Origin of the sequence: Rhodovarius crocodyli (genome assembly GCF_004005855.1) — a bacterium.
Taxonomy (GTDB): Bacteria; Pseudomonadota; Alphaproteobacteria; order Acetobacterales; family Acetobacteraceae; genus Rhodovarius; species Rhodovarius crocodyli.
Window position 1 is genome coordinate 34,430 of record NZ_SACL01000017.1, and the last position, 26,980, is coordinate 61,409.

General features: G+C 70.5%; 29 protein-coding genes. 18 read left to right on the forward strand and 11 right to left on the reverse strand.

What is annotated here, in order from left to right:
• Window positions 1–106 precede the first annotated feature (106 nt).
• Entirely contained in the window at window positions 107–916 is an 810-nt protein-coding gene (locus EOD42_RS24905) for a YjbF family lipoprotein (RefSeq protein WP_127790317.1), read from the forward strand.
• On the opposite strand, the gene EOD42_RS24910 is transcribed toward EOD42_RS24905, so the two are convergent.
• Window positions 903–2,099 (reverse strand): hypothetical protein, encoded by a 1,197-nt coding sequence (locus EOD42_RS24910; protein ID WP_127790318.1) that lies wholly within the window; start codon window positions 2,097–2,099, stop codon window positions 903–905. The two genes, EOD42_RS24905 and EOD42_RS24910, sit on opposite strands and share 14 nt — an antisense overlap.
• Window positions 2,096–3,082, reverse strand: coding sequence for a hypothetical protein (locus EOD42_RS24915; protein WP_127790319.1), 987 nt, complete (start codon window positions 3,080–3,082; stop codon window positions 2,096–2,098). Before EOD42_RS24915 ends, EOD42_RS24910 begins: the two co-directional genes overlap by 4 nt.
• Window positions 3,083–3,266: 184 nt before the next feature.
• On the opposite strand from EOD42_RS24915, the gene EOD42_RS24920 reads away from it, so the two are divergent.
• On the forward strand, window positions 3,267–4,667 hold the full coding sequence (locus tag EOD42_RS24920; RefSeq protein WP_127790320.1) for a bifunctional heptose 7-phosphate kinase/heptose 1-phosphate adenyltransferase: 1,401 nt from the start codon (window positions 3,267–3,269) through the stop codon (window positions 4,665–4,667).
• 60 nt (window positions 4,668–4,727) lie between these two features.
• Here EOD42_RS24920 and EOD42_RS24925 read toward each other — a convergent pair whose 3' ends face one another.
• The 4 genes from EOD42_RS24925 to EOD42_RS24940 form a co-directional block, all read right to left on the reverse strand.
• Window positions 4,728–5,024, reverse strand: a complete 297-nt coding sequence (locus EOD42_RS24925) for a hypothetical protein (protein ID WP_127789035.1) — start codon at window positions 5,022–5,024, stop codon at window positions 4,728–4,730.
• 127 nt (window positions 5,025–5,151) lie between these two features.
• Window positions 5,152–6,075, reverse strand: a complete 924-nt coding sequence (locus tag EOD42_RS24930) for a bifunctional riboflavin kinase/FAD synthetase (RefSeq protein ID WP_127790321.1) — start codon at window positions 6,073–6,075, stop codon at window positions 5,152–5,154.
• A complete protein-coding gene (locus EOD42_RS24935; RefSeq protein WP_240655287.1) occupies window positions 6,072–6,677 on the reverse strand; it encodes an LOG family protein in 606 nt (201 codons plus the stop codon). The genes EOD42_RS24930 and EOD42_RS24935 overlap by 4 nt, the downstream gene beginning before the upstream one ends.
• On the reverse strand, window positions 6,670–7,080 hold the full coding sequence (locus EOD42_RS24940; RefSeq protein ID WP_127790322.1) for a MaoC family dehydratase: 411 nt from the start codon (window positions 7,078–7,080) through the stop codon (window positions 6,670–6,672). Before EOD42_RS24940 ends, EOD42_RS24935 begins: the two co-directional genes overlap by 8 nt.
• A gap of 103 nt (window positions 7,081–7,183) precedes the next feature.
• Here EOD42_RS24940 and EOD42_RS24945 point away from each other — a divergent pair, with 103 nt between their 5' ends.
• The 3 genes from EOD42_RS24945 (at window position 7,184) to EOD42_RS24955 (ending at window position 10,787) form a co-directional block, all read left to right on the forward strand.
• The gene (locus EOD42_RS24945; protein ID WP_127790323.1) at window positions 7,184–8,218 is read left to right on the forward strand and encodes a lipid A deacylase LpxR family protein; all 1,035 of its coding nucleotides are present in this window, start codon (window positions 7,184–7,186) and stop codon (window positions 8,216–8,218) included.
• Window positions 8,219–8,445: 227 nt separating this feature from the next.
• On the forward strand, window positions 8,446–9,579 hold the full coding sequence (locus tag EOD42_RS24950) for a M20 family metallopeptidase (RefSeq protein ID WP_127790324.1): 1,134 nt from the start codon (window positions 8,446–8,448) through the stop codon (window positions 9,577–9,579).
• Window positions 9,576–10,787, forward strand: coding sequence for a c-type cytochrome (locus EOD42_RS24955; RefSeq protein ID WP_127790325.1), 1,212 nt, complete (start codon window positions 9,576–9,578; stop codon window positions 10,785–10,787). The genes EOD42_RS24950 and EOD42_RS24955 overlap by 4 nt, the downstream gene beginning before the upstream one ends.
• Here EOD42_RS24955 and EOD42_RS24960 read toward each other — a convergent pair.
• A complete protein-coding gene (locus EOD42_RS24960; RefSeq protein ID WP_127790326.1) occupies window positions 10,777–11,658 on the reverse strand; it encodes a LysR family transcriptional regulator in 882 nt (293 codons plus the stop codon). The genes EOD42_RS24955 and EOD42_RS24960 overlap by 11 nt on opposite strands.
• 169 nt (window positions 11,659–11,827) lie before the next feature.
• Here EOD42_RS24960 and EOD42_RS24965 point away from each other — a divergent pair, with 169 nt between their 5' ends.
• Window positions 11,828–12,901, forward strand: coding sequence for an LLM class flavin-dependent oxidoreductase (locus tag EOD42_RS24965; RefSeq protein WP_127790327.1), 1,074 nt, complete (start codon window positions 11,828–11,830; stop codon window positions 12,899–12,901).
• 47 nt (window positions 12,902–12,948) lie between these two features.
• Window positions 12,949–13,914 carry a Bug family tripartite tricarboxylate transporter substrate binding protein gene (locus EOD42_RS24970; protein WP_127790328.1) on the forward strand — a complete coding sequence of 322 codons (966 nt, stop codon included), beginning with the start codon at window positions 12,949–12,951 and terminating at the stop codon, window positions 13,912–13,914.
• Between the two features lie 245 nt (window positions 13,915–14,159).
• Here EOD42_RS24970 and EOD42_RS24975 read toward each other — a convergent pair whose 3' ends face one another.
• The gene (locus tag EOD42_RS24975; RefSeq protein ID WP_127790329.1) at window positions 14,160–15,422 is read right to left on the reverse strand and encodes a D-amino acid dehydrogenase; all 1,263 of its coding nucleotides are present in this window, start codon (window positions 15,420–15,422) and stop codon (window positions 14,160–14,162) included.
• Between the two features lie 5 nt (window positions 15,423–15,427).
• A complete protein-coding gene (alr, locus tag EOD42_RS24980; protein WP_127790330.1) occupies window positions 15,428–16,579 on the reverse strand; it encodes an alanine racemase in 1,152 nt (383 codons plus the stop codon).
• 136 nt (window positions 16,580–16,715) lie between these two features.
• Here alr and EOD42_RS24985 point away from each other — a divergent pair, with 136 nt between their 5' ends.
• Both EOD42_RS24985 and EOD42_RS24990 read left to right on the forward strand, forming a co-directional pair.
• The gene (locus EOD42_RS24985) at window positions 16,716–17,168 is read left to right on the forward strand and encodes an Lrp/AsnC family transcriptional regulator (RefSeq protein WP_127790331.1); all 453 of its coding nucleotides are present in this window, start codon (window positions 16,716–16,718) and stop codon (window positions 17,166–17,168) included.
• A 1-nt stretch (window position 17,169) separates the two neighbouring features.
• Entirely contained in the window at window positions 17,170–17,487 is a 318-nt protein-coding gene (locus tag EOD42_RS24990; protein ID WP_127790332.1) for a YnfA family protein, read from the forward strand.
• A 99-nt stretch (window positions 17,488–17,586) separates the two neighbouring features.
• Here the strand turns inward: EOD42_RS24990 and EOD42_RS24995 are convergent, their stop codons facing one another.
• Both EOD42_RS24995 and EOD42_RS25000 read right to left on the reverse strand, forming a co-directional pair.
• Entirely contained in the window at window positions 17,587–18,594 is a 1,008-nt protein-coding gene (locus EOD42_RS24995; protein ID WP_127790333.1) for a polyprenyl synthetase family protein, read from the reverse strand.
• 2 nt (window positions 18,595–18,596) lie between these two features.
• A complete protein-coding gene (locus tag EOD42_RS25000) occupies window positions 18,597–19,013 on the reverse strand; it encodes a rhodanese-like domain-containing protein (RefSeq protein WP_127790334.1) in 417 nt (138 codons plus the stop codon).
• Window positions 19,014–19,124: 111 nt separating this feature from the next.
• Here EOD42_RS25000 and EOD42_RS25005 point away from each other — a divergent pair, with 111 nt between their 5' ends.
• The 9 genes from EOD42_RS25005 to EOD42_RS25045 all read left to right on the forward strand — a co-directional run.
• Entirely contained in the window at window positions 19,125–20,021 is an 897-nt protein-coding gene (locus EOD42_RS25005; protein ID WP_127790335.1) for a DMT family transporter, read from the forward strand.
• A gap of 68 nt (window positions 20,022–20,089) precedes the next feature.
• Window positions 20,090–21,094: an ABC transporter substrate-binding protein gene (locus EOD42_RS25010; protein WP_127790336.1), complete on the forward strand. Its 1,005-nt coding sequence runs from the start codon at window positions 20,090–20,092 to the stop codon at window positions 21,092–21,094.
• Between the two features lie 117 nt (window positions 21,095–21,211).
• Complete coding sequence (locus EOD42_RS25015) at window positions 21,212–22,243, forward strand: ABC transporter substrate-binding protein (protein ID WP_127790337.1); 1,032 nt, start codon at window positions 21,212–21,214, stop codon at window positions 22,241–22,243.
• Window positions 22,240–23,043, forward strand: coding sequence for an ABC transporter ATP-binding protein (locus EOD42_RS25020; RefSeq protein WP_127790338.1), 804 nt, complete (start codon window positions 22,240–22,242; stop codon window positions 23,041–23,043). The genes EOD42_RS25015 and EOD42_RS25020 overlap by 4 nt, the downstream gene beginning before the upstream one ends.
• Complete coding sequence (locus tag EOD42_RS25025; protein ID WP_240655288.1) at window positions 23,043–23,882, forward strand: ABC transporter permease; 840 nt, start codon at window positions 23,043–23,045, stop codon at window positions 23,880–23,882. The genes EOD42_RS25020 and EOD42_RS25025 overlap by 1 nt, the downstream gene beginning before the upstream one ends.
• 60 nt (window positions 23,883–23,942) lie before the next feature.
• Window positions 23,943–24,848 (forward strand): LysR family transcriptional regulator, encoded by a 906-nt coding sequence (locus EOD42_RS25030; RefSeq protein WP_127790339.1) that lies wholly within the window; start codon window positions 23,943–23,945, stop codon window positions 24,846–24,848.
• A 140-nt stretch (window positions 24,849–24,988) separates the two neighbouring features.
• On the forward strand, window positions 24,989–26,068 hold the full coding sequence (locus EOD42_RS25035) for a TRAP transporter substrate-binding protein (protein WP_127790340.1): 1,080 nt from the start codon (window positions 24,989–24,991) through the stop codon (window positions 26,066–26,068).
• Entirely contained in the window at window positions 26,065–26,667 is a 603-nt protein-coding gene (locus tag EOD42_RS25040) for a TRAP transporter small permease subunit (protein WP_164868117.1), read from the forward strand. The genes EOD42_RS25035 and EOD42_RS25040 overlap by 4 nt, the downstream gene beginning before the upstream one ends.
• Window positions 26,668–26,712: 45 nt before the next feature.
• Window positions 26,713–26,980: hypothetical protein (locus EOD42_RS25045; protein ID WP_456308135.1), on the forward strand; the 268-nt coding region annotated here is incomplete at its 3' end.

Consider the following 26,980-nt stretch of genomic DNA (forward strand, 5'->3'; position numbering starts at 1 on the left):
GGATGGACGCCGGAGAGCCCCCCGCGGTTCTCCGGCGTTTGTTTTTGCGGCGGCTGTCCCGCCAGAGGCTTTCACAACCACGACGTGTGCATGGTATGCAGGGCGCATGCGCCCATGGCTGCCTGTCCTGCTGCTTCTTCCCCTGTCGCTTCCGGGCTGCGGGGGCAGCTCGGCGGACCCGTTGAGCGAGGGAAGCGGGCTTTCGGCCTGGCTGCCCGCCAATCCCTTCCGTGACATCTTCGCGCCCAACCCCCTGGCGGACCCCTGGTCCGGCGCGGCTGAGGACGAGTCGGACGGGCCCGCCCTGCGCATGACGCTGGGCCGGCGCAGCGCGGGGGCGCGGCTGGTGCACCAGCAGGGCGCGCGGCAGATGTGGCGCACCCGCAGCGGCGTGGTGGTGGCGCTGGACGGGGCGCGGGTGGTCGCGACCTCAGGCCTGCCGACCATGCTGGCCGCGACCCGATTCGACGGGCCGGACCCCCTGGCGGAGCCGCTGCGCCTACGCCGTCGCGCTGCCGAAACGCGGCGGGTGATCGACCTGGCCACCGCCTCGCGCGATCCGGCCGGCATGCGCTTCGGCATCACGCTGCAATGCCGTCTGGTCGCCAGCACCCAGCTGGCCGAAAGCGAGGCCGCGCCCGAGGCGGAAAGCCCGGCCGAGACGGGCTGGCTGCTGGTCACGGAACGCTGCCGCGCCCAGGGTCTGCGGCAGTTCACCAGCCGTTTCTGGGCGGACCCGCAGACGGGCGAAATGCTGTTCAGCGAACAATGGATCGGCCCCGGCCTGGCACCGTTGCGCCTGCGCCACCAGGCCACGCGGCGCAGCACCCCGGCGGCGGACGAGCCGGACGAGGCCCCGGCCGGCCTGCCGGAGGTGCCGGGCCCGGAGCCGGCGGAACCCGTTATCCCAGGCTGAGGCGCTGCTCGATCAGCCGTCCCTGGAAGCGCTCGATCCCGCGCTGCCAGCCCCAGCTGATGGCCACCGCACTGTCCACCCCGCTCAGCACGATGCGGCTGCGGTCCGAGGGCAGGGCGGCCTCCAGCGCGGCGCGGCCCGTGGCATCCAGCTCCAGCAGACCCGGCGCGAAGCGCAGCTTCAGCAGAGTAAGCCCGAACAGGTCCGGCGGCACCAGCGGCAGTTCCTCGGGTGCGAGTTCCGTCAGGGCGGTGCGATAGCCCCGCAGCCCGGCGAAGCGCAGCGCCATGCCGAAGGCCTCCGGGTCGGCCAGGATGTCCGTCAGGGTGAAGCCGATGGTCAGCATGGCGCGGTTGGAGCCCAGCATCGCGTCCAGCCGCAGGAACTCATCCTGCAGGAGATTGGCGGGCAGCAGGGCCAGCCCGCGCGGGGTGAAGCCCACTACCTCATCGGGGCGGGCCCATTGCGCCAGGGTGCGCCGCGCCATGCGGGAGCGCAGGCGCCGCCGCAGCCAGGGCACGCCCGCCAGCGGGGTGCCAGGCAGCAGCGCCTCCAGCAGCGCCTCCTCGCTCAATCGCTGCTCGCGCCATTCCTCGCGCGGTTCGGGGTGGCCGTCCTTCAGCAGGCACACCGCCTGCCAGCGCTGATGCACGCTGAGATCGGCGGGCGCGAGGGCGGCCTCGGCGGCCAGCACATCCTCGGCGCGGGGCGGCTGGCCGGGGGCAGGGCGGCCCGGCGGGTGGGCGGGGCGCTGCATCCAGGTGCGCTCGGCCGGGGCGGGCGGGGCCAGGCCCAGCCCGCCTTCCACGGCCGCCAGAAGGGCGGCGGCCTGGGCCGGCAGCCGCAGCTCCTGGCAGCAATTCGCCGCCGCCGGGTCGTCGCCCAGCAGTTTCAGCATGGTGGCGCGCACGGTTTCCAGATGCTCGGCCGGCGGCGGCGAGACAGCCACGAGATCCCCGTTCGGCAGGTCGTACAGCCGGGCCCGGGTGGGGCGCAGCAGCGGCAGCAGGGCTTCGCGCAGCTGCCGCTGGTGGTGGGTGTGGTTCAGCTGCGCCGGCAGGGCCGAGAGGCGGAGATGCAGCACGCGCCTCTCGACGCCCGAGGCCACGCTTTCACGCGCCAGCGCCGTCAGGGCCAGCGTGTCCTTCTGGGCATTGGCCGGGGGAGGAAGCATCGCGTTCATGCGCCCACCCCGTGGCACAGGGCGAAGCCGTGACGGGCCGATCGGGCCAGAAGATCCGGCGTCGGGGCGCCGCACAGCGCCAGCCGTGCCGGATTCGGGCCGGGTTCGGCGGCCAGCTTCGCGGTGGCCTCGGCCAGGATGAAGCCGCCGGGCAGGCGGTCGCCTTCGGCCAGCCCCAGCAAGGCCGGGGCCATTCCCCGCCAGGCCAGCCCCCAGCCGGCCGCCCGCGCGGCCTCTGCCCAGGGCAGCAGGCGCGGCAGCAGCGCCAACGGCAGCACCAGCGCATGGCCCTCCCCCGGCGGAGGGGCGGGGAGGGGGGGCGGTTCCTCCAGCCAGGGCATGTCGATCAGCAGCGGCAGGCCCGCCTTGCGCCCGGCCGGCCACTGGCCCGCCTGGGCCATGGCCAGAAGCCGCTGGGCCAGAAGGTTGGCCGCATGGCCCGACCAGTCTGCCTCGGCGCCCGTGCGGAATGTGTCGGGCAGCAAGGCATCGGGAATGCCGCCCCAATACTGGGCCAGCAGGCGCGGTTGGCCGCCTTCCATGCGCCACATGGTGCCCAGCCGCAGCAGTTCCTGGGCGGGACGGCTTCGCGCCCTCTCCTCCAGCCCGCCCAGCGCGGGCGGGGAGGGCGGGCGGGCGGGTGCCGCCGCCGCATCCTCGGCCAGGGCCGCGTCCAGCAGAGGCAGGTCGCGCGGAAAGTCCAGCAGACGCGCCGGGATCTCCATGCGTTCCAGGTGGCGGGCGGCACGCGCCGCTGCCCCGGGGGCGGTGCCCAGCAGCCAGGCCTCACCCGCGCGGGGGCGCCATACCAGGCCATCCCCGGCATTGGCCGCTTCCTCCAGCAGGGCGGAGACCAGGCGCGGCAGGCCGTCGCCGGCCAGAACGCCCGCGCAGCCACCGGCCTCGCAACGGCGCAGGGCTTCCGCCAGCGCGGCGGATCTCGGGGGGGCGGGGCTTTCCGGGGAAGGAGCGGTGATCTGCATGGTGGCCTGGGTGATTCGCTGCGCAGCATCGCCGGGAATGGTTAAGCGATGCTTCCCGCCCGGCGCCTTCCGGGCCTCCGGCTCGTTGCGGAACTCTCACAATGGCTTGCGATAGGCATGAAGCTACCGTCACCATAGAAGCGCGTTATTGTCCCCGTAGCGAATAACTTGCCATAAGACGTTAATGGTTCCTCCGCGCACCCCACCTGCGAACCGCTCGCCCGAGCTTCTGGCCGCCGCCGTGCGGCAGCTGAAGCGCGGAACCGTGCTCGTTGTCGGCGACGCGATGCTGGACCGATACGTCTATGGCCGGGTCACGCGCGTCTCGCCCGAGGCGCCGGTGCCGGTGCTGGCGGTGGAGCGCGAGCTGGCCCTGCCGGGCGGCGCCGCCAATGTCGTGCGCAACCTGACGGCCCTGGGTGCCGCGGTCGCCTTCGTGTCGGTGGTGGGCGACGACCAGCCCGGCAGCGACCTGACGGCGCTGATCGGCGGCCAGCCGAGGGTCGAGCCCTGGCTGCTGGTCCAGGGCGGGCGCGCGACCACCACCAAGACGCGCTTCGTGGCATCCGGCCAGCACCTGATGCGCGCGGACCACGAGCATGCGGGCCCCATTCATCAGCGCCTGGCCGAAAGGCTGGTGCGCATCGCCACCGACGCCGTGGCCGCCACCAGCGCGCTGGTGCTCTCCGACTATCATAAGGGCGTGCTGAGCGGCGACGTGCCCCAGCGCCTGATCGATGCCGCCCGCTCCGCCGGCCGTAAGGTGGTGGTGGAGCCCCGGGGGACCGATTTCTCCCGCTATCGCGGTGCGGACCTGCTGGTGGTCGAGCGCGACACCCTGGCCGCCGCCTGGGGCGCGCCGATCGTGACGCGCGACGACATCGTGGCGGCCGCCAACCATGCCCGCCAGGCCAATGGGCTGGGCGCGGTGCTGGTGCCCCGCTGCCCCGAGGGGCTGACGCTGGTGCATGAGGACGGCCAGGTGCTGTCGCTGCGCGCGGAGGCATCCGAGCAGAACGACAATGCCGGTGCCGGCGACGCGGTCGTGGCGCTGCTGGGGGCCGCGCTGGCCGCCGGGTTGCCGCTGGTGGTGGCCGCGCAGCTGGCGGCGATCGCCATCGGGGTGGTGGCCCGCAAGGCCGGCATCTCCGTCGTGCGTGAGGATGAGCTGCTGGAGGCGCTGACCCCCGGCGCCCAGGCGCAGCGGAAGCTGGCCTCCATTCCCCTGGCCTCCGAGATGGTGGAGCGCTGGCGGCATCGCGGCTGGCGCGTGGGCCTGCTGCATCTGACCGGGGGCGCGGCCGCCGCCTGGTCGCTCGCGCTGATGGAACAGGCGCGGGGCTGGTGCGACCGCCTGCTGGTGGCCGTCAGCGACGAGGAAGGGCTTTCCCTGGCCGATTGGCCGGCGGTGGACCTCGTGACCAGCTGCAACGGCCAGTCCAATGAGGAATTGCTGCGGCTGTTCCGCCCCGATGTGCTGGTGCAGGGGCCGAAGGCCGTCCCGCTCGGCATGGATGACGAGAACCTGCTGGCCGAATGGGGCGGCACCCTGAAGCGCACCGAACTGCAGCGCGCGGCGGAATAGCGGACATGAAAAAGCCGCCCCGTTTCGGGGGCGGCCTTTGCGTGGTGCCGATCGGGTGGTTCAGCCGCGGCTGTTGACCCACACGGTGCGGTCGGTGCCGGCGATGTTCTGCACCACCGGCGTCATGCCGGCCACACCCTGCTGCACCGGGCCGTTGGAGGCATAGCCCAGCACAGGGCGGCCCTCATCCACACGGATCACGGCGACGGCGCCGCCACCCACGATGTTGCCCCGGTAGCTGTCGTCATAGACGACATGCTGGCTGGCGAAATCGCCTTCCAGGCGGGGAGACTGGGCGAAGGCGGGGGCGGAAGCCATCAGGCTGATGGCGGCGGCGGCGAAAGCGAAGCGGTTCATGGTCTCGGTCTCTTGTCTCTGAGGGGGCGGCCCGTGCCGCCCTTCGGTGAGACAGAGATGCGCCGCAGCATGATTTTTCTCCAATCGAGCCTCGGCATCGGCATCATACGCGGCGGTTATGATGGGCTCAGGCGCCCAGCATTCCCCGCGCGGTCTGCGCATCGCTGGCGATCTGCGCCGTCAGCGCCGCGAAATCCGGGAAGCGCCGTTCCTCGCGGATGAAGCCGTGCAGCGCGACCTCGACCTCCTGGCCGTAGAGGTCGCCCGCGAAATCGAACAGATGCGCCTCGATGCGGGAGACGGGGTCGCCGCCCAGCGTCGGGCGCCGGCCGATATTGGCGACACCCGGCACCACCCGCCCGTCGGCCAGCCGCACCCGCACGGCATAGACGCCGCGCGCGGGTTCCAGATGCCGGCCCAGCGGCACATTGGCGGTGGGAAAGCCGATGGTGCGGCCCCGCGCATCGCCATGGGTCACGGGCCCGGTGACCGACCACGGCCTGCCCAGCAGCGCTGCCGCGCGCTCGACGTAGCCGCCCTGCAGCTCGCGCCTGATGCGGGTGGAGCTGATGCTGCCCTCGGAATCGGTCAGGGGGGGCACGACCGACAGGCCGATGCCGGCTGCCTCGGCGGCCTGGCGCAGGAAATCCTGGCTGCCGCCGCGCCGGTGGCCGAAGGCGAAATCCGGCCCGCAGGCCAGGTGCCGCGCGCCGATCCCCTCCACGATCACCTCTCGGAAGAACTCCTCTGCCGACATATGCGCCAGCGCGTCGTCGAAGGGCAGGGCATAGACCAGCCGCGCGCCCAGCCCGGCCAGCGCCTCGGCCTTGGCCGGCAGCAGCGTCAGCCGGAAGGGCGGGTCATCGGGGCGGAAATGCTCGCGCGGGTGCGGTTCGAAGGTCAGGGCCGCGAGTGGCAGGTCGGGGCGCGCGCGATGGGCCGCGGCCAGCACGGCGCGGTGGCCCAGATGCACGCCGTCCATGTTGCCGAGCGCCACGGTGGCGCCCCGCGCCTCGGCGGGCAGGTTGCGCCAGTCGGTCAGGATGCTCATGCCTTGGCTTCCCCTTGGGGCCCCTCGGACCAGCGGCTCTCGCCCGAGGGCTGCCAGTTCCGCAGCATCTCGATCGCCTGCTCGGGCGTGTCGGCCCGCAGGGCGATGTCCCGGTGGGCGGGGCGCAGGAAGCCGCCATCCACCATGGTCTGGGTCAGGGTGAAGAACGGGTCCCAGAAGCCGTCCTCATCCAGATAGACGATGCCCTTGCGGTGGAAGCCGAGCTGGGACCAGGACTGGATCTCCACCGCCTCCTCCAGCGTGCCGATGCCGCCGGGCAGCACGATGAAGCCGTCCGAGAGGGCGTTCATCCGCGCCTTGCGGCTGTGCATGTCGGGCACGACCTCCAGGTGCTGGATTCGGGGGTGGGAGAGTTCGCGCGCCTGCAGCGCCTCGGGGATCACGCCGAACACCTCGGCCCCCGCATCCAGCGCGGCATCCGCGACCACGCCCATCAGCCCGGCATGGCCGCCGCCATAGACCAGGTCCACGCCCGCGACGCCCAGCGCGGCGCCCAGCTTCGCGGCCAGGGCCGCATGCGCGGGGTCCGCCCCGCGCGAGGCACCGCAGAACACGCAGATGCGCCAGGGATGTTCAACCACGGGATGCCACCATGACCAGCGCCTCGCCCTCGATCACGGTCTTGCCCGCCACGCTGCACACGGTGCTGAGCGTGGCCCGGTGCTTCGCCGGGTCCAGCGCGGTGATGGTGACGGTGGCCGTCACCGTCTCTCCGATGCGGACGGGCGCGCGGAACTTCAGGGACTGACCGAGATAGACCGTGCGCTCCCCCGGAAGCCGGGTGCCGAGCACGGTGGAAATCAGGGCGGCCGAGAGCATGCCGTGCGCCACCCGGCCCTGGAAGGCGCCCTGGGCGGCCACTTCCTCGTTCAGGTGCATCGGGTTGGTGTCGCCGCTGACGGCGCTGAACAGCAGGATGTCGGCCTCGGTGATGGTCTTGCCGAAGCTCGCGCTCTGCCCCACGGAAAGGTCTTCGAAATACATGCGTGCCCGATCCAGTTGCGCGGCCCAGATTTAGCAGGCCGCGCACGTGCTGGGAAACCGGGGGGCGCTTCGCGCGTTTGGCCAGCGTCCTGGGGATGATGAGATGAACTTCCGACTGCCGCTCGCCACCGCGCTCAGCCTGCTGCCCTGCCTGGCCTTCGCCCAGCCCGTGCCGGAGCCCCGGCCCGATGCGGCGCCGCCGCCGGACTGGCGCGGCACGCTTTCCGTCTCCATCGAGAACGACAAGTTCGGCGTGGGAACGGACCGCTTCTATTCCAACGGCTTCCAGCTGTCCTGGCGCAGCGCCAGCGCCGACCTGCCGCGCCCGCTGGAGTGGACCAACCGCCAGCTGGAGGCCCTGATGGGCCCGGGTGAGCTGCGCTGGGGCATGGCGCTCAGCCACAGCATCTTCACCCCCCGCGATACCCGCCGCACCAACCCAGACCCCACCGACCGGCCCTATGTCGGCATGCTGATGGCCTCCATCTCCCTCAGCCGCGCCAGTGAGCGCAGCCTGACCCTGGTCGAGCTGCAGGCCGGCATGGTGGGCCCGAGCGCGCTGGGCGAGCAGGTCCAGAACGGCTTTCACCGCGCCATCGGCGTCGACCGTTCCTATGGCTGGGACCGTCAGATCCATGACGAGCCGGTGGTGAACCTGCTGGCGGAGCGCAAGTGGCGCGTGCCGCTCGGCCAGTTCGCCGGGCTGGAGTTCGAGGCGCTGCCGAGCGTCAGCGTCTCTCTCGGCAATGCCAACACCTATGGCGCGGTGGGCGGCATCGTGCGCTTCGGCCAGGGGCTGCAGGCCGATTACGGCCCGGCGCGCATCCGCCCGGCCCTGGCCGGCAGCAACTACTTCCAGCCCAATGCGGACCGCACCGGCCGCGAATGGGGCTGGTACATGTTCGCGGGCCTGGAGGGGCGCGGCGTGGCGCGCGACATCGCGCTGCAGGGCAATAGCTGGCGCGACAGCCGCCATGTGGACGCCCGGCCCTTCGTGGCCGACGCGCAGGCCGGTATTGCCGTCTACTGGCGCCAGTGGCGCGTGGCCTATACCCAGGTGATCCGCTCCGAGGAGTTCTACGGACAGCGCGGCGGCCCGCAGATCTTCGGGTCTATCAACCTGTCGATGCGGTTCTGAAGGGTGTTCTTCTTTTTCTGAAGAAAAAGAAGCAAAAAGACTCTTCGAGTGGGTGGCGGTCTGGAGGGGAAGGGTGAAACTTTCTCTCCAGGGGCGCACAAAACGATCAGAGGTTTTTTGGTTCTTTTTTTCAGAAAGGAACATGGCTCCGCGTGCCGCCTGAGCCCCTCGCCCCCTCACCGCCTCAGGCTTACAATGCCCCCCGACCAATTCAGGGGCATTCGATCATGACGGACATCGCCATCGGCACCAGCGAGGAATTGCTGGAGGAACTGCGCAGCTGGGTGGAGATCGAGACCCCCAGCAACAAGCCCGAGGCCGTCAACACCCTGCTGGACAAGGCCGAGGCCGGGCTGCGCGCCGCGGGGGCCACGATCGAGCGCATTCCCGGCCGCAACGGCTTCGGCGACACGCTGATCGCGCGCACCAACACCGGCAGCGGCAATGCCCCGGTGGTGGTCTCGGGCCATGTGGATACGGTGTGGGACATTGGGCATCTGGGCAGCGACATGCCCTTCCGCATCGAGGGCGACCGTGCCTACGGCCCCGGCATCTATGACATGAAGGCCGGCAGCTTCCTGGCCTTCAACGCCGTGCGCGCCATCCTGACGCAGAAGATCCCGACCAACCGCCCCATCACCCTGCTGCTGACGCCGGACGAGGAAGTGGGCAGCCCCACCAGCCGCGCGCCCATCGAGGCCGAGGCCGCGCATGCCGCCGCCGTGCTGATCCCGGAACCCGCTGGTGGGCCCAACGGCTGCGCGGTCACGGCCCGCAAGGGCACCGGCCGCTTCACCATCAAGGTGGAGGGCCGCAGCGCCCATGCCGGCGGCAACTGGACCGAGGGCCGCAGCGCCACCGTGGCGCTGGCGAAGCTGATCCTGGCCGTGCATGCCATGACAGACCTGGAGCGCGGCGTGACCACCAATGTGGCGCCCATCTGGGGCGGGGCGCGTGCCAATGTCGTGGCGCCCGAGGCCGGCTGCCATGTCGACCTGCGCGTGGCGGTGCCCGAGGACGGCGCGATCTTCGCCCAGAAGATCAAGGACCTGGCCTATGAGGAGGACGGCATCAAGGTGACCGTCACCGGCCAGATCAACCGCCCGCCCATGACCGAGAGCCCCGAGGGGCTACGCCTGTACGAGGCCGCGAAGGCGCTGGCCGCCAGGCACGGCTACGACCTGCCGAAGCAGTATCGCGGCGGCGGCTCGGACGGCAATTTCACCGCCGCCATGGGCATCCCGACCCTGGACGGGCTCGGCTGTTCCGGCCACGGGGCGCATGCGCCGGAGGAGCACATCCGGTGGAAGGAACTGTCCCAGCGCGGCAAGGTGCTGGCGGACCTGCTGCGCACGCTGTGATCCGGCGCGCCGTCCTCGCGGCGCTGTTGCTGGCCGGCCCCGCCTTTGCGCAGGGCCATGGCGGCCCGGTGCGCGCCCTGGCGGTGGGGCCGCTGGGGGCGGCGAGCGGCGGGCTGGACCAGGCGGTGATCTTCTGGTCGCCCCAGGGGCAGGCCCGGCTGGCCGCGCGCTGGCACCGGGGGGCGGTGGAGGCCTTGCTCGCCATCCCCGGCGGCGGTTTCGCCAGCGCCGGGGAGGACGGGCGCATCGCCATCTGGCCGCCCACCGGCGCCCCCGCGCCGGATGCGGTGCTGGAGGGGCATGAAGGGCCGGTCTCGGCCCTGGCGAGCGACGGCACGGTGGTGGCCTCGGGCGGTTTCGACGGCACGGTGCGGCTGTGGCGGGGCCCGGGCGATGCGGATGTGCTGCGCGGCCACCAGGGGCCCGTGACGGCGCTGGCCGCGACCCCGCGCGGCTTCGTCAGCGGCGGGCAGGACGGCACGCTGCGGCTGTGGCCGGGTGGCGAGGTGCTGGCGGAATTCGGCCTGCCGGTGACGGCACTGGCCGCATTGCCTGAGGGCGTCGCGGCGGGCCTCTCGGACGGCAGCGTGCGGCTGCTCGAAGCCGGCGGCACGCGTGAGCTGGCCATCGGCACGCGCCCGATCATCGCGATGGCCATACGCGCCGGGCTGCTGGCGGCCGGCGGCGTGGGCGGCGAGGTCGCGATCTGGGACTGGAACGCGGCGCGCCTGCTGCGCGTGCTGGAGGGGCCGGGGCTTCCGGTCTGGTCGCTGGGCTTCGCCCCCGACGGCACGCTCTGGACCGGGGGCGCGGATGCGGTGCTGCGCCGCTGGAACCCGCTGACCGGCCGCCCGATCTCGGAAACCCCGGCCGCCGCGCCGCTGCCCGAGGGGTTGGACCCCGAGGGTGCCCGCGTCTGGCGCTATTGCCAGGCCTGCCACGCGCTGCGCGCCGATGCGCCACCCATGGCCGGGCCGCATCTGCAGAACCTGTTCGGCCGTCGCATGGGCAGCGTGCCCGGCTATGACTATTCCGAGCGCCTGGCGCGCGGCGACATCATCTGGGACGAGAACACGGTGGCCGAGCTGTTCACCCAGGGCCCCGATCTCTTCACCCCCGGCACGCGCATGCCGGTGCAGCGGTTGAGCGACCCGGACGACATGGCCGCCCTGATCCGCTTCCTGAGGCGCGCGACCGCTACGCCTTGAGGAAGGTGCTGGCCTCAGCGGCCAGGGCCATCAGCTCACCCAGCGCCGGCGAGGTGACGGCGCAGACCGCCTCATAGGCGACATGCACCAGCGGCGGGTCCATCGGCAGCAGCCGCAGCCGGCCTTCCTCGATGTCGCGCTCCGCCGTCATCACCGGCATCAGGCTGATGCCGAGCCCGGCCATGGTCAGCGAGCGGCGGGCGGCCAGGCTGTTGCAGGAGGTGCCGCCCCGACGCCCCGCGCCGCCCGGAAACAGCAGGGAGCTCATCAGCCGGTTCATGTAGGAATCGGCGGTCTGGTAGATGATGGGCCAGTGCCGCAGATCCTCGGGCGACATCGGGGCTTCCGGCAGCTCCGTGCCGCCGCCCGCCATCCAGGCGAAGGGCACGGTGCCGAGGGCGCGGGCCTGCAGCTCGGCGCCCGTCTCGGTGTGGATGACGAAGGCGATGTCCAGGTCGCCCGCCCGCACGCCCGCCACCATGCTGGGGTTCATCGCCACCTCGAACTGCAGGGTCACGCCCGGATAGCGGGCCCGCACCCGGGCGGCGAAGGCGGGCAGCCAGGTCACCGCGATCAGCTCCGCCACGCCGATGCGCACCACGCCCGACAGCGCCTGCTGTGAGCCGATGCGCTGCCTGATCTCATCCTGGAGGCGCACGGCCTGGGCCGCGTAATCCAGCAATTCCCGCCCCTTGGGCGTCAGCTGCACCTGCCGGCGGGACCGGTCGAACAGGGTGACGGCCAGATCCTGCTCCAGCTCCTTGATGCGGGCGGAGATGGTGGATTGGGTCAGGTTCAGCCGGTCGGCGGCCTCGGCGAAGCTGCCGTGGTCGGCGATGGCGAGGAAGGCTTCGAGCTGCTTGATGTTCACGGGGTCATTGTATCGAAAAAATCGATGAAAATACCCGCTGAATTATTCGTTTGTGTGAATGATTGCCCCGGCACAAGCTTTTCCCGTCCAGAAAGCAGCGGGAAGCGACAAGAGGGCGGGGCCGCCCCCAGCCTCCCGCGGAACGAGAACAGACCGGAGGAATACGGACATGCCCGTCAAGGTCATCGGGATGATCGGCGTCGACCCGCCGAAGGGAACCACGCTGCATGTGATCGCCGGCGGTGTCTCGGCATCCTTCCTGAAGGAGTTCGCCCAGACGCATGAGAATGCGGGCTTCGACCATGTGCTGGTCGGCTACTACTCGTCCTCGGCCGAGGGCTTCAACGTCGCGTCCTATGCGGCGGCGCATACGAAAACGCTGTCCTACCTGATCGCGCACCGGCCGGGCGTGGTCTCGCCCACGCTCGCGGCGCGTTCGGCGGCCACCTTCGACCATCTGTCCAATGGCCGCCTGCTGCTGCACATCATCAGCGGCGTGACCGACAAGGAGCAGGAGAGCGAAGGCGATTTCCTGAAGAAGGACGACCGCTATCGCCGCGCCGCCGAGTATCTGGGTGTCATGCGCCGGCTCTGGACCGCCGATGCGCCCTTCGACCATCACGGCGAGTTCTACCGCTTCAACGCGGCCTGGACGGCGGTGAAGCCGCTGCAGAAGCCTTATCCCAAGCTGTTCTTCGGCGGCGCCTCCGAGGGCGCTCTCGAGATGGGCGCCGAGCATTGCGACAGCTATGCCCTGTATGGCGAGCCGTTGAAGGAGACGGCCGACCGGATGGCCGATTTCCGCGCGCGCGCGGCGAAATTCGGCCGCACGCCGGGCTTCAACATCTCCTTCCGGCCCATCATCGCGCCCACCGAGGGCGAGGCCTGGGACAAGGCGCGCCGCATCCTGGCCGATATGGAAAACGCCAATCTGCCGCGCCACGCGCAGGACAAGTCGGCCGAGCGCATGTTGGCCATCGCGGCCCGCGGCGACGTGCATGATGAGCGCCTGTACCTGCCCATCGCCAAGGCCGTGGGGGCCAAGGGCAATACCAGCTGCCTGGTGGGCACGCCGCAGCAGGTGGCGGACGCGATGCTGAAATACTACCGCATGGGCGTGCAGTCCTTCCTGATCCGCGGCTTCGACCCGGTGGGCGACACCACGGAGTTCGGCCGCGAGCTGATCCCCGCGCTGAAGGAAGGCGCGCTGGCCATCGACCGGGAGACCGCGGTCGCCGCCTGAACCCGCTCTCCCCAACGACAAGAAAAAATATCCGGGAAGAAACGAACATGCGTATTCGCAACCTGCTGGTCGCGCTGGCAGCCCTCGTCACGGCGCTGCCGGCCGCGGCCCAATTTCCTGACCGTCCGGTGCGGCTGATCGTGCCCTACCCGCCGGGCGCCACCAACGACATCCTCGGCCGGGCCTTTGCCGAGCAGATGACGCGTGAGCTGGGCCAGCCCGTGGTGGTGGAGAACCGGGGCGGCGCCGGCACCGCCATCGGCGCACAGGCCACGGCCAATGCGCGTGCCGACGGCTACACCATCCTGCTCGGCACCGGCACGACCTTCACGCTGAACCCCGCCGTGACGCGCAACCTGCCCTATGACCCGATCCGCGACTTCCAGATGGTCTCGATCGTGGCCGAGGTGCCGATCATCTTCATCACCAACCCCCGTGTGCCCGCGCGCAACCTGCGGGAGCTGGTGGCCTATGCCCAGGCCAATCCGGGGCGGGTGAACTTCTCCTCCTCCGGCCCCGCGACGTCGCTGCACCTGGCGGGTGAGATGTTCGCCCGCGCGGCGAATATCGGCCTGACCCATGTGCCCTATCAGGGCAGCGCGCCGGCTATGCTGGCGGTAACGGGCGGCGATGTGCAGATGATGTCCGAGGTGGTGTCCGGCGCCGTGCCCGCGATCCAGGGCAACCGCGTGGTGCCCATCGCCGTCACGTCGGAACAGCGCCTGTCCATCCTGCCCGATGTGCCGACCGTGGCCGAGAGCGGCTATCCCGGCTTCCAGGCGCTGGGCTGGTACGGGCTGGCCGTGCCGCGCGCGACGCCGGCGCCCATCGTGGAGCGCCTGCGGGAAGCCACCAACCGGGTGATGGCCGCCAATGAACTGCGGGCGCGCTTCGAGCCCACGGGCCTGATCATCCTGCAGCCGCGCACGGGGGCGGAGGTGGATATGTACATGGACCGGGATCGGGAACGCTGGGTGCCGCTGGTGCGGGCGCTGAACCTGACGGCGGAGTAGAGTCAGGGCCGCTTTGGCCCCCATTGAGGGGCTCTGCCCCTCAAGCTCCCCTCCAGGAGATAATATCTCCTGGACCTGATAAGAGTTTGGCGCCCGGCCTTCACAGGCTGGACGCCAATTTGATTATAATAATCAACGCTATCAGGGTATGGCACCAACTCCCCGGGGTCCAGGGCCGCTACGGTCCTGGCGGGTTCCAAGGGCAGCGCCCTTGGTGGGGGTCTCGGGGGCGAAGCCCCTGAGCCTCAGGCCGCCGCCACGTACCGTTCCACCGACAGATCCGCGCTGTCGATCCCCGGCGCCTGCCCGCCGATGATATCCGCCAGCAAGCGGCCCGACCCGCAGGCCATGGTCCAGCCCAGCGTGCCGTGGCCGGTGTTGGTGAACAGGTTCCCCACCTTGGTCGCGCCCACGATGGGCGTGCCGTCCGGCGTCATCGGCCGCAGCCCGGTCCAGAAACTGGCGGCGGCGATGTCGCCGCCCTCGGGGAACAGGTCGCGCACGGAGTGTTCCAGCGTCTCGCGGCGCGGGCGGCGCAGCTTGTTGCTGAAGCCGGCCAGTTCGGCCGTGCCGCCCACCCGGATACGGTCGTCGAAGCGGGTGATGGCGACCTTGTAGGTCTCGTCCATCACGGTGGAGACGGGCGCCGCATCGGGGTTCGTGATCGGCACGGTGATGGAGTAGCCCTTCACCGGATAGACCGGCAGCTCGATGCCCAGCGGCCGCACCAGCGCGGGCGAGAAGCTGCCCAGAGCCACCACATAGCGGTCGGCCTTCAGCACGCCCTGGTCGGTGCGCACGCCGGTCATGACGCCGCCCTCGGTTTCCAGTGCCTGGATGTTCACGCCATAGCGGAACGTCACGCCGCGCTCGGCGCAGAGCGCGGCCAGGCGCTGGGTGAAGTAATGCGCGTCGCCGGTCTCGTCGCCCGGCAGGCGCAGCCCGCCCACGAACTTCTCCTTCACGCGGGACAGGGCGGGCTCGCGCGCGATGCAGCCGGCATTGTCCAGCACCTCATAGGGCACGCCATAGGCATCCAGCACGGTGGTGTCGTCGCCCACATGGTCCAGCTGCTGCTGGGTACGGAACAGCTGCAGCGTGCCGCCTTCGCGGTGTTCATAGGAGATGCCGGTCTCGGCCCGCAGCTCCTTCAGCATGTCGCGCGAATACTCGGCGATGCGCACCATGCGGGACTTGTTGGTGCGATAGGCGGACTCAGTGCAGTTGGCCAGCATCCGCGCCAGCCACCAGGCCAGGCGCCCCTCGGGGTTCGGCCAGATCACGAAGGGGCGGTGGCGCATCATCAGCCACTTCAGCGCCTTGAACGGCACGCCCGGCCCGGCCCAGGGCGCGGAATAGCCGGGCGAGACCTGGCCCGCATTGGCGAAGCTCGTCTCCATGCCGGCGGCGGGCTGGCGGTCGACCACCTCCACCTCATGGCCGGCGCGGGAGAGGTACCAGGCGGTGGTGGTGCCCACCACGCCGCTGCCGAGGATCAGGATCTTCATGGGTATCAGGCTTCCGGGGGGAGGTAGCGGCGGTGGTACCGCGCGCCGAGGCTGGTCAGGATTTCGTAGCCGATGGTGCCGGCATCGGCGCCGACCGCATCCACGTCGCGCTCGGGCCCGATCAGGCTGACGAGCGCGCCTTCATGCAGCGCGCCCTCCGGCAGGGCGGAGGCATCGAGGATGATGCTGTCCATCGACACGCGGCCGAGCAGGGGCAGGGGAATGCCCGCGAACCAGGCGGCGCCCTTGTTACTGCCGGCACGCAGATAGCCGTCGGCATAGCCCACGGCGATGGTCGCGAGCCGCGCCGGGCCGGCCGTGCGGGCGGTGTGGCCATAGCCCACGGGCGTGCCCGCCGGCACGTCCCGCAGCTGGATCACCCGCGCATCCAGCCGCACCACCGGCTGCATCGGGTTCAGCTGGCCGGGCGTCGGGTTCACGCCATAGAGCGCCACGCCGGGCCGGGCGAGCTGATAGTGAAAATCAGGGCCGAGGAAGATGCCGGAAGAAGCCGCCAGGCTGGCGGGTGCCGCCGGCAGCAGGGCGCGCAGCGCGTCGAAGCGCGCGCGCTGGGCCGCGTTGGCCGGGTGGGCTGCCTCATCGGCGCAGGCCAGGTGTGACATGACCGCGCGCAGCTCGATGGCCGCCAGGGCCCGGCCGTCGGCCACCACCTGCCTCAGCTCGGCCTCGGAAAAGCCGAAGCGGGCCATGCCGGTATCGAGCTGGATCAGCGCCGGCAGGCGCTTGCCGCGCGCGATCCCGAGCGCCGCCCAGGCAGCCAGCTGCGACGGGCTGTTCAGCACCGGGATCAGCCCATGGGCCGCGCATTCGGCCTCGGTCCCCGCGAAGCAGCCGTGCAGCACATGGATCAGCGCGCCTTCGGGCAGATGCGGGCGCAGGGCGATGCCTTCGGCCAGATGCGCGACGAAGAAATGGGTGCAGCCGGCGGCCGCCAGGGCAGGGCCCACCTGCGCGGCGCCGAGCCCGTAGGCATCGGCCTTCATCACCGCGGCGCATGTCGCGGCGCCGAGCCGCGCCTGCAGGCTGCGCCAATTGGCCTGGATCGCACCGAGGTCGATGGACAGCACGGCCCCCGCGCGCATCGCCGCCGCGTCGGGCAGGCTGGGGTGCGGATAGGGCGCGGTGCTGTCGGGCATGGGCGGCCTCAGGGTGTTCGGATGTCAGAAAGGTTACCGGCTGCGACGCACAATGTGGTGGCGAAGTTTCGCACATTCTTGCGAATGACGGGCATGCATGCAATTTACTGCCGCGAAACAGGTGGTTTCTGCCAACATGGACGTCGACGGCATCGACGAGCGAATCATCGGCCATCTGCGCGCCGACGGCCGGATGAGCAATGCGGATCTGGCCGCCGCCGTGGGGCTTTCGCCCTCGGCCTGCCTGCGGCGGGTGCGGGCGCTGGAAAGCCGGGGCGTCATCCGCGGCTATACCGCCATCATCGATTCGCGCAGCGGCCGGCAGGGCATCGTGGTCTTCGTGCAGATCTCGCTGGAGCGGCAGACCGACGACTTCCTCGGCCGCTTCGAGAAGGCCGCGCGCCGCTGCCCGGAAATCCGGGAATGCTACCTGATGACCGGGGTGGCCGATTACCAGCTGCGCCTGGTGGTGGCCGACATGACGGAATACGAGCGCGTGCACCGGGACGTGCTGTCCGCGCTGCCCGGCGTGTCGCGCATCCAGTCGAGCTTCACCATCCGCGCCGTGATCCAGCCGATGGAGGGTTGATGTGGCCTTCGTGATCTTTCCGCTGGCGGCCCTGCTCGAAATCGCGGGCTGCTTCTCCGTCTGGGCGGTGTGGCGGCAAGGCGCCAACCCGGCCTGGCTGCTGCCGGGCCTGGCTGCGCTGGCGGGGTTCGCGGCGCTGCTGGCGCTGGCACCCACCGAGGCGGCGGGGCGCGCCTATGCCGCCTATGGCGGGGTGTATGTCGCGGCCAGCCTGGGCTGGCTGTGGGTGGTCGAAGGCTTCAGGCCGGACCGGTGGGATGTGATGGGGGCGGCGCTGTGCGTGGCCGGTGCGCTGGTGGTGCTGTTCGGGCCACGGTGAGCACCGGTGCCCGAGGTCAGGGAGCGCTACGGTCCTGGCGGGGATGCCCAAAGGGTCCAGGGGGCAGGGCCCCCTGCTGGGCCGCCGGGGCAACGCCCCTCAGCGCGCCCGTTCGATGCAGTAATCCACCAGCCCGATCATGGCCCGCTTCTCCGCGCTGTCCGGGAAGCCGCCCAGCGCCTCCTTCGCCTGGCGCCCATAGTCCCGCGCCCGGGCGAAGGTCTCGGCCAGCGTGCCGTGGCGCGCGATCAGGCGCTGCGCCTCGGCCAGATCCTCGTCGGTCTGGTCGCGTTCCTCCAGGGTGCGGCGCCAGAAGCCGCGCTCGGCCTCGTCGCCGCGCTCGAAGGCCAGCAGCACCGGCAGGGTGATCTTGCCCTCGCGGAAGTCGTCGCCGACCGTCTTGCCCAGCACCGCTTCGTCGGCGGCGTAGTCAAGCGCGTCGTCCACCAGCTGGAAGGCCACGCCCAGGGTGCGGCCATAGGTGTCGAGCGCCTCCTCCTCGGCGGCCGGGCGTTCCTGCAGCACCGCGCCCACGCGGGTGGCGGCGGCGAACAGGGCCGCGGTCTTGCCGTGGATGACCTCCAGATACTGCGCCTCGGTGGTCGAGGTGTCGTTCTGCGTCATCAGCTGCAGCACCTCGCCCTCGGCGATGGTGGCGGAGGCGGCGGAGAGGATGCGCAGCACCTCCAGCGAGCCGTCGCCCACCATCAGCTCGAAGGCGCGGGCGAACAGGAAGTCACCCACCAGCACGCTGGGCTTGTTGCCGAACAGCGCGTTGGCGCTGGCGCGGCCGCGGCGCAGGGCGCTTTCGTCCACCACATCGTCATGCAGCAGGGTGGCGGTGTGGATGAACTCCACGCAGGTGGCGAGCGCCACATGGCGCTCCCCGCCGGCCGGGTAACCGCACAGGCGCGCGGCGGCCAGCGTCAGCAGCGGGCGCAGGCGCTTGCCGCCGGCGGCCACGATATGGGCGGCCAGCTGCGGGATCAGCGCCACGGGGCTGTCCATGTGGCGCACGATCAGGCGGTTCACCGCCTCCATGTCGTCGCGCAGCAGCACGACGATGGCCGAAAGCGCGTCCTCGCGGTTTGCCTGCGCGCCGTCCATGCTCAGCGCTGCATCCAGGGCAGGCCGCTGGCCTTCCAGCCGGCGACGGTGCCGCGATGGCCTTCGCCGTCCACCGGCCCCTCGAAGCCGTCGGTCACGTTGAAGACATGGGCATAGCCCGCGGCCTGGGCCGCCTGGGCGGCCGCATGGCTGCGCGCGCCGGAACGGCAGATGAAATAGACCTTGCTGGTCGCCTCGGCGCCCGCCTTGTGCAGCATCTCGGCGAACTGGCCGTTCACGCCCATGGAGGGATAGACCTGCCAGGGGATGAGGACCACGCGCTTGCCGGCGGGCGACAGGTCGGGGACGCCCACGAAATTCCACTCGGCATCGGTGCGCACATCCACCAGCACGGCGTCGCTGTCGGATTGGATGGCCGCCCAGGTTTCGGCGGGCGAGATTTCGGGCACGGGGGACATGTCCGGCGCTCCTGCTTGTCGAAGGGTAGTCGGGACGTAGGTATGGGCCGTGAGGGCCCTGGCCGCAACCGGGGGGCGCGCTATGCTGATGAAACTTGAGGGGGAAGCAGCATGCGGGCGCCACCGGACGCGCAGGCCAAGGGACAGGACCGGGGGTTCGAGCTCGCCCTGCTGGGGCTGCTGGCCCTGTTCTGGGGTTCCTCCTACGCGCTGATCAAGGTCGCGACGACCGGCTTCGCCCCCTTTACGCTGGTCGGGCTGCGCTGCGTGCTGGCGGCGCTGGTCCTGTATGGGCTGATGCGCTGGCAGGGGCTGCGGGTGCCGCGCGACCGCGCCAGCTGGCGCGCCTTCGCCATCCAGGCCGCGCTCGCCACCGTGACGCCCTTCGTGCTGATCGCCTGGGGCACCCAGCGGGTGGACGCGGCATTGGCCGTCATTCTCTCCTGCACCTCGCCCATCTTCGCCTTCTTCATCGGCATGGCCTTGCGCAAGGGCGACCCCGCCACCTGGAAGAAGGGAATGGGTGTGGTGCTGGGCCTGTTGGGCGTGGCGCTGATCGTGGGCCTGCAGGGGCTGGAGGGCGGGTCGGTGCCGCACATGCTGGCGCTGGTGCTGTCGGGCGCGCTGTTCGCCATGTCGGGCTTCACGGGGCTGGGCTTCGCGGGGATGAATCCGCTGATCCCGGCCTTCGGCGCGCAGGTGCTGGGCATGTGCGTGCTGCTGCCGGCGGGGCTGCTGCTGGAGGGGCTGCCGCAGTGGCCCGTGCCGACCAGGGCGCTGGTGGCGCTGCTGGCCTTTTCCGTCTTCTGCACGGCCTTCGCCTCCATCATCTGGTTCCGGCTGCTGCGCACGCTGGGCGTGGTCGCCACCACGTCCCAGGCCTATCTGCGGGTGCCGGTGGGCGCTGCGATCGGCGTGGTGTTCCTGGGCGATTCGCTGCAGGTCTCGGCGCTGATCGGCATGGCGGCCGTGATGGGCGGGGTGGCGCTGATGACGATGCGTTCCTGATACTTGCCCTGTTTCGGGGCAGGCTGCTAACGGTCCGCGCAACAACGACCGAAAGAGGCCCGCCCGCCATGCTCACACGCCGCCATCTCGCCTCAGCACCCGCCCTGCTGGCCGCACCCGCCTTCGCCCAGGGCAACCAGCGCGTGCGCATGCTGCTGGATTGGACCTATCAGTCGCCCAACGCCTTCGCCCTGGTCGCGCGGGAGCGCGGCTTCTTCCGCGAGGCGGGCGTCGAGGTGCAGGTCGATCGCGGCCAGGGCTCGGGGGCGGTGCCGGTGGGGCTGGCCGGCGGCACGCATGACATCGGCTATGGCGATATCAGCGCCGCCATCCGCTTCGCGGCCGAGAACCCGGACAAGGGCCTGATCTGCGTGGCGCTGCTGCATGACCGCGCGCCGCTGTGTGCCATCGTGCGCGCCGACGGGCCGATCCGCACGCCGAAGGACCTGGAGGGCAAGCGCCTGGCCGCCCCGGATTTCGATGCCGGGCGGCAGCTGTTCCCGGCCTTCGCCCGCGCGGCCGGCATCGATGCCTCCAAGGTGACCTTCGTCTCCGTCAGCCCCGCCCTGCGGGAGCCGATGCTGGTCCGGCGCGAGGCGGACGGCATCACGGGCTTCGTCACCACCTCGGCGCTGGCGCTGAAGGGCATCGGCCTGGATCACCCGGCGCAGCGGGTGTTCCTGTACAGCGATCACGGGCTGAACCTGTATGGCGGCTGCCTGCTGACCACCCGCGCCTTCGCCGAGCGCAACCCGGCGGCCCTGCGGGGCGCGCTGGCCGGCCTCATCCGCGGCTTCCGCGTCTCGGTGAATGAGCCGGAGGCGATGCTGGCGGTGCTGCGCCAGGCGGAGCCGCTGGTCGACATCGCGCAGGAGCGCGAGCGCCAGCAGATGAACATCCGCCTGATCGCGACCGATCATGTCCGCCAACAGGGGATCTCCGTGGTGGACCCGGCCCGGATGCAGGCGGGCATCGAGGCGGTGCAGACCACCTTCAACCTGTCCAACCGGCTCGCGCCCGCTGCCTTCTACACCGATGCCTTCCTGCCGCCGGTGGCTGAGCGCAGGCTGTAACATCGCTGCCCAAATCCCGTGCAGTTCCAGCGCCCTGCCGCGCTGGAACGGGTATTCCGCTGTTTGGTGGCGTCGCGCCGCTTGCTACTGCGGAATACCCAAGCCGGAGACGTCCCCATGCCTCTGACCGCCACTCGCCGCGCTCTGTTCGCTGCCCCTTTGGCCGCCCCCGGCCTGGCCTTCGGCCAGGGCATGACGCGGGTGCGCTTCACCATGGACTGGGCCTTCCAGGCGCCGCAGAGCTTCGGCCTGGTCGCGCGGGAGAAGGGCTATTTCCGCGAGGCCGGGCTCGATGTGCAGATCGATCGCGGCCAGGGCTCGGGCGGCGTGCCGGTGGCCCTCGGCGGCGGGTCGCACGACATGGGCTATGCCGACATCGCCCCCACCCTGCGCTTCCTGGCCGAGGACCCGAGCCGGGACGTGATCGCGGTGGCCATGCTGCATGACCGCAGCCCGCTCTGCATCATCGCCCGCGCCGACGGCCCGATCCAGACGCCGAAGGACATGGAGGGCAAGCGCCTGGCCGCCCCCGATTTCGACGCGGCGCGGCAGCTGTTCCCAGCCTTCGCGCGCTCGGCCGGCATCGACATGGGCAAGGTGAACTTCATCTCGGTGCAGCCGCCGCTGCGCGAACCCATGCTGGTGCGCCGCGACGTGGAGGGGCTGACGGGCAGCGTGCAGACCTCCTCCATCGCGCTGGTGGGCCTCGGCGTGGCCCAGGCGCAGCAGAAGCTGTTCATGTACAGCGACCACGGGCTGGACCTGTATGGCGGCGCCATCCTGACCACGCGGCGCTATCTGGAGCGTAACCCCGAGGTGGTGCGCAAGATGGTCGCCGCCCTGATGCGCGGCTTCCGTGACCAGCTGGCCGACCCGGCCGGCGCGCTTGAGGCCCTGAAGCGCGCCGAGCCGCTGACCGATGTGGCGCTGGAACGCCAGCGCCATGACCTGATGGTGCAGCGGATGGTCCTGTCGGACCATGTGCGGGCCAACGGGCTGTCGCAGGTCTCGGCCGAGCGCCTGCAAGGCAACCTCGACATGGTGAAGTCCCTGTTCAACCTGCCCGGGCGTGTCATGGCCAACCAGGCCTACACCCCCGATTTCCTGCCCCCCGCGGATCAGCTCCGCCTGCCTGGAGGACTGGCATGAGCCGTCCCTATGTCGAGATCGACAATGTCGCGATGCGTTATGGCGGGGTGAGCGGCACGCTCGCGCTGCAGAACTGCTCGATGAATGTGGAGCAGGGGGAGTTCATCGCGGTCGTCGGTCCCTCCGGCTGCGGCAAGTCCACCCTGATGCGGTTGGCCAGCGGGCTGTGGCCCGCGACCGAGGGCAATGTGATCGTGGCGGGCACCGAGGTGGACGGCCCGCTGCCCATCGTGGGCATGGCGTTCCAGAACCCGACCCTGCTGCCCTGGCGGCGCATCCTGTCCAACGTGATGCTGCCGCTGGAGGTGGTGCCCGAGCACCGCAAGCGCCTGCGCAAGGAACGCCCGCAATACGAGGCCAAGGCGCGGGAGCTGCTGCGCCTGGTGGGGCTCGAGGGTTTCGACGCCAAGTTCCCCTACCAGCTGTCGGGCGGCATGCAGCAGCGCAGCAGCCTGTGCCGCGCCCTGGTGCACGACCCCGCCCTGCTGATGCTGGATGAGCCGTTCAGCGCGCTCGACGTCTTCACGCGTGAGGAATTGTGGGCCGTGATGCAGCAGGTCTGGATGGCGCGGAAGCCCACCGTGATCCTGGTCACGCACGACCTGCGCGAAGCCGTCTATCTGGCCGACCGCGTGCTGGTGATGTCCGCCCGCCCGGGCCGCATCATCGCCGAGCGCCGCGTCGATCTGCCGCGCCCGCGCACGCTGGACGACACCTATTCCCCCGAATTCCAGGCGCTGACCCATGATCTGCGCCGCTACATCGCCGCGGCACGCTCCGGCGAGGAGGTCGTCCTGTAATGACCGGCATGTCCGCCCGCGCCCTCGCGCGCTATGAAGCCATGGCCGCCCAGGCGCGCCGCCAGCGCCGGCTGCAGACCGCGCTGCCCTGGATCGTCATCATCGGGATGTTCCTGGTCTGGGAATTCTCCTGCCGGGTGTTCGGCATCAGCGAGTTCATCCTGCCGGCCCCCAGCCGCATCTTCGCCGCCGGCCTGCGCTGGTGGCAGCCGCTGATGTGGGACAGCCTGGATACGCTCAAGACCACCATGCTGGGCTTCGCCTTCGCGATTGTCGCCGGCGTGCTGCTGGGGGTGGCGATCGGCTCCTCCACCATGGTCTACAAGGGGCTGTACCCACTGCTGATCGCCTTCAACTCCATCCCCAAGGTGGCGGTGGTGCCGGTGCTGATCATCTGGTTCGGCATCGGCATGTGGCCGGCGGTGATCACGGCCTTCCTGATCAGCTTCTTCCCCATCGTGGTGAATGTCGCGACCGGCATCGCCACCGTGGAACCGGAGCTGAAGGACGTGCTGCGCGCGCTCGGCGCCCGCCCCTGGGACATCATCGTGAAGGTCGGCCTGCCGCGTGCGATGCCCTACTTCTTCGCCTCGCTGAAGATCGCGGTCACGGTCGCCTTCGTGGGCGCGATCATCGCGGAGAGTGTCGCGCCCAATTCGGGGATCGGCCGGCTGATGATGGTGGCGTCCTCGCGCTTCGACGTGCCGCTGGTGTTCGCCGGGCTGATCGTGACGGGCGCCATGGGCATCGTGCTGTACCTGATCGCGGAGTTCATCGAACGCCGGACGACGGGATGGGCGATGCGCGGGCAGGACCAGAACCTGGCGGTGGGGGGGTAGGGCACCCCCCTGGCGGCACGCGCCCTCCCGCTCCACACTCCCTGACCGAGGGGGTGCCCATTGGTCGAGTTCCGCAGCCTGGAGGTCTTCTATTGGGTCGCCACCCTGCGCAGCTTCGGCCGCGCGGCGGAGCGCCTCTACACCACCCAGCCCGCCGTCTCCCAGCGCATCGCCGCCCTGGAGCAGGAACTGGGCGGCCGCCTGCTGGAGCGCACGCGCCGCGCCGCCGTGCCCACCGCCAAGGGCCAGGTGCTGCTGGAACACGCCGACCGCCTGCTGCAGCTGCGCACCGAGATGCTGAAGGCGGTCGCCGCCCCCACCGCCTTCAGCGGCCTTGTGCGCCTCGGCGTGTCCGAGACGGTGGCCCAGACCTGGCTGCCCGACTTCATCGAGCGCGTGAGCCGCGCCCACCCGCTGGTCACTTTCGACATCGAGGTGGACCTGACGGTGCGCATGCGCCGCAACCTGCTGCGGCATGAGCTGGATCTGGCGATCCTGGCGGGCCCGATCTCGGAGCCCGGCTTCACCGACCTGGAGCTGCATCCCTTCGAGCACGCCTTCGCCGCCAGCCCGAAGCTGGGCATCGGCCGCGGGCGGATGGCGGATCCGCTGCTGTCCCGGCACGCCTTCGTCACCTATCCGCGCAGCACCCCCAACTATTACCAGCTGCAGCAGGTGCTGCGCGAACGCACGCGCCGGGTGCCGCGCATCCATGTCAGCGCGTCGATCGCCACCATCATCCGCATGGCGGTGGACGGCATAGGCATCTGCGTCATCCCCCAGGCGGTGATGCGCGCGGAACTGGCACGCGGCGACCTGGAACTGGTCGATCCGGGGCTGGAACTGTCGCCCATCCGCTTCACGGCTACCTGCCGCACCGCGTCCGAGGACGCGCTGATGCCCACGCTTGCCCGAATGGCGGTCGATGTGTCGCGTGCCTATGCGGCGTCAGATAAGCAGAGCTAATGCTCGATCGTTCGCAATTATGATTTGATCTTACCGTCCGGCGCCCATCACACTCCCGGGAACAGGGACCAGCCGAAAGACAAAGGTGGCCCGGATACGCCGGAGCGCACGGCCTCCCTGCCCACGGAGGTCCGAGACAGATGTTCAGTCGTTACCTGCCCCGCGCCCTGACGGCGTGCCTGGCCCTTGCCGCCGTTCCCGCGATGGCACAGGTGCCCGAAAGCCTGGCCGCCGGCCCGCGCGTGACGATCGCGGCGGTGACCCAGCCGCTGCCGACCCAGGCGCAGTACGTGCGCGTGGACCAGCCCATCCTGCGTGATCTGGTGAACCAGCGCAGCGGCGGCCGGATCCAGGTGACGCTGTCCACCCATTCCGAGCGCAACCTCTCCGGCAATGAGATCGTGCGCCTGGTGCGTTCCGGCCAGGTCGAGATCGGCGCCGGCACGCTGTCCACCCTCTCGGGCGATGTGCCCATGCTGGACGGCATCGATCTCGCGGGCCTCAGCCCCGACATCGACATGGCCAAGCGCATCGCCGACGCCATCCTGGAATCGGCCAACCGAGACCTGGAGCGCTTCGGGGTGCGGCTGATGGCCATCTTCCCCTTCCCGGCGCAGGTGATGTTCTGCCGCCAGCCCTTCACGACCCTGGCGGACCTGCGTGGCCGCAAGATCCGCACCTTCGGCAATTCGCTGAATGACTTCGTGACGGCGATCGGCGGCAACCCGATCAGCATCGGCTTCCCTGAGGTGTATTCGGCGCTGGAGCGCGGCGTGGCCGATTGCGCCATCACCGGCACCGGCTCGGGCGCCGCCGCCCGCTGGCCCGAGGTGACGACCCATATTTCCGACCTGCCGCTCTCCTGGGCGCTGGCCGGCTATATGGTGAACCTCAATTGGTGGAACCGCCTGGACCCGCAGGTCCGGACCTTCATGGAGGGCACCTTCCGCCAGGTGCGTGACGCCCAGTGGGAACTGGGCCGCAGCGCGACCCGTGACGGCATCGCCTGCGCCACCGGCGTCGCCGCTGAATGCCACCTGACCCCGGTTGCCGCCCGCGGCATGACCGAGGTCCGCGCCACCGCAGCCGACCGCCAGGCCGTCAGCACCATCTTCCGCGACACGGTCCTCCCTGGCTGGGTTCGCCGCTGCGGCGCGCGCTGCGGCGAGGTGTACAACCAGATCATCGCGCCGATCTCCGGCGTGCGGTTCGGCGGGTGAGTTCGCTGCTCGTGGGCGCCAGCCTGCTGCGTCGTGGCGCAGCGGGCCTCTCGGCCCTGATGGGGTATCTGGCGGGATGGAGCTACGTCGCCGCCGCCCTGTTCATCACCTTCGACATCCTGGCCCGCAACTTCCTGGGCTTCTCCTCCTCCGCCACTGTCGAGATCACGGGCTATATCCTGGCCTGCGGCATCGCCTGGGCATTGGCGCATGCGCTGGCCGCCCGCGCCCATATCCGCGTGGATGTGCTGGTCAGCCGCTTCCCCATGAAGCTGCGCGCGCCGCTGCATCTGTTCGCCCTCTCCCTGCTCGGCGGCTTCGCGCTGTTCTGCGCCTGGGCCGCCTGGTCGCTGGTGGACGAGAGCCTGCTGTTCGACGCGCATGACAACTCGGCGCTGCGCATCGCCATGGTCATCCCGCAGGGCATCTGGCTCGCGGGGCTGGTCATGTTCGTGATCATGGTGGCGGCCCTGCTGCTGGAGAGCCTGGCCGCCCTGCTGGCGGGCGAGCCGGCACGGCTGGACACGCTGCTGGCATCGCGCAGCTTCGAGGACGAGACCGCCGAGGCATTGGACGCGGTCGGGATGGCACGGGAATGAGGAACATTCTTTTTCTTCAGAAAAAGAAGAAATGAGGCACCATCTATGATCGCCGTCGTCTTCCTGCTCGCCCTGCTCGGCGTCCTCGTCTTCGCCGCCGCCGGCACCGCAGCCGTGCCCGTCGCCGAGATACTCATGCTCATCGGCGTCTTCATCGTGTTCTTCGGCTCGGGCGTCTATGTCGCCGCCGTGCTGGGCATCCTCGCCTTCCTCATCGGCTTCATGTTCAGCGACCGGCCCTGGTGGCTGTTCGCCGGGCAGACGCTGTGGGGGCCCAGCTCCAACTTCGTCCTCGTCGCCGTGCCGCTGTTCC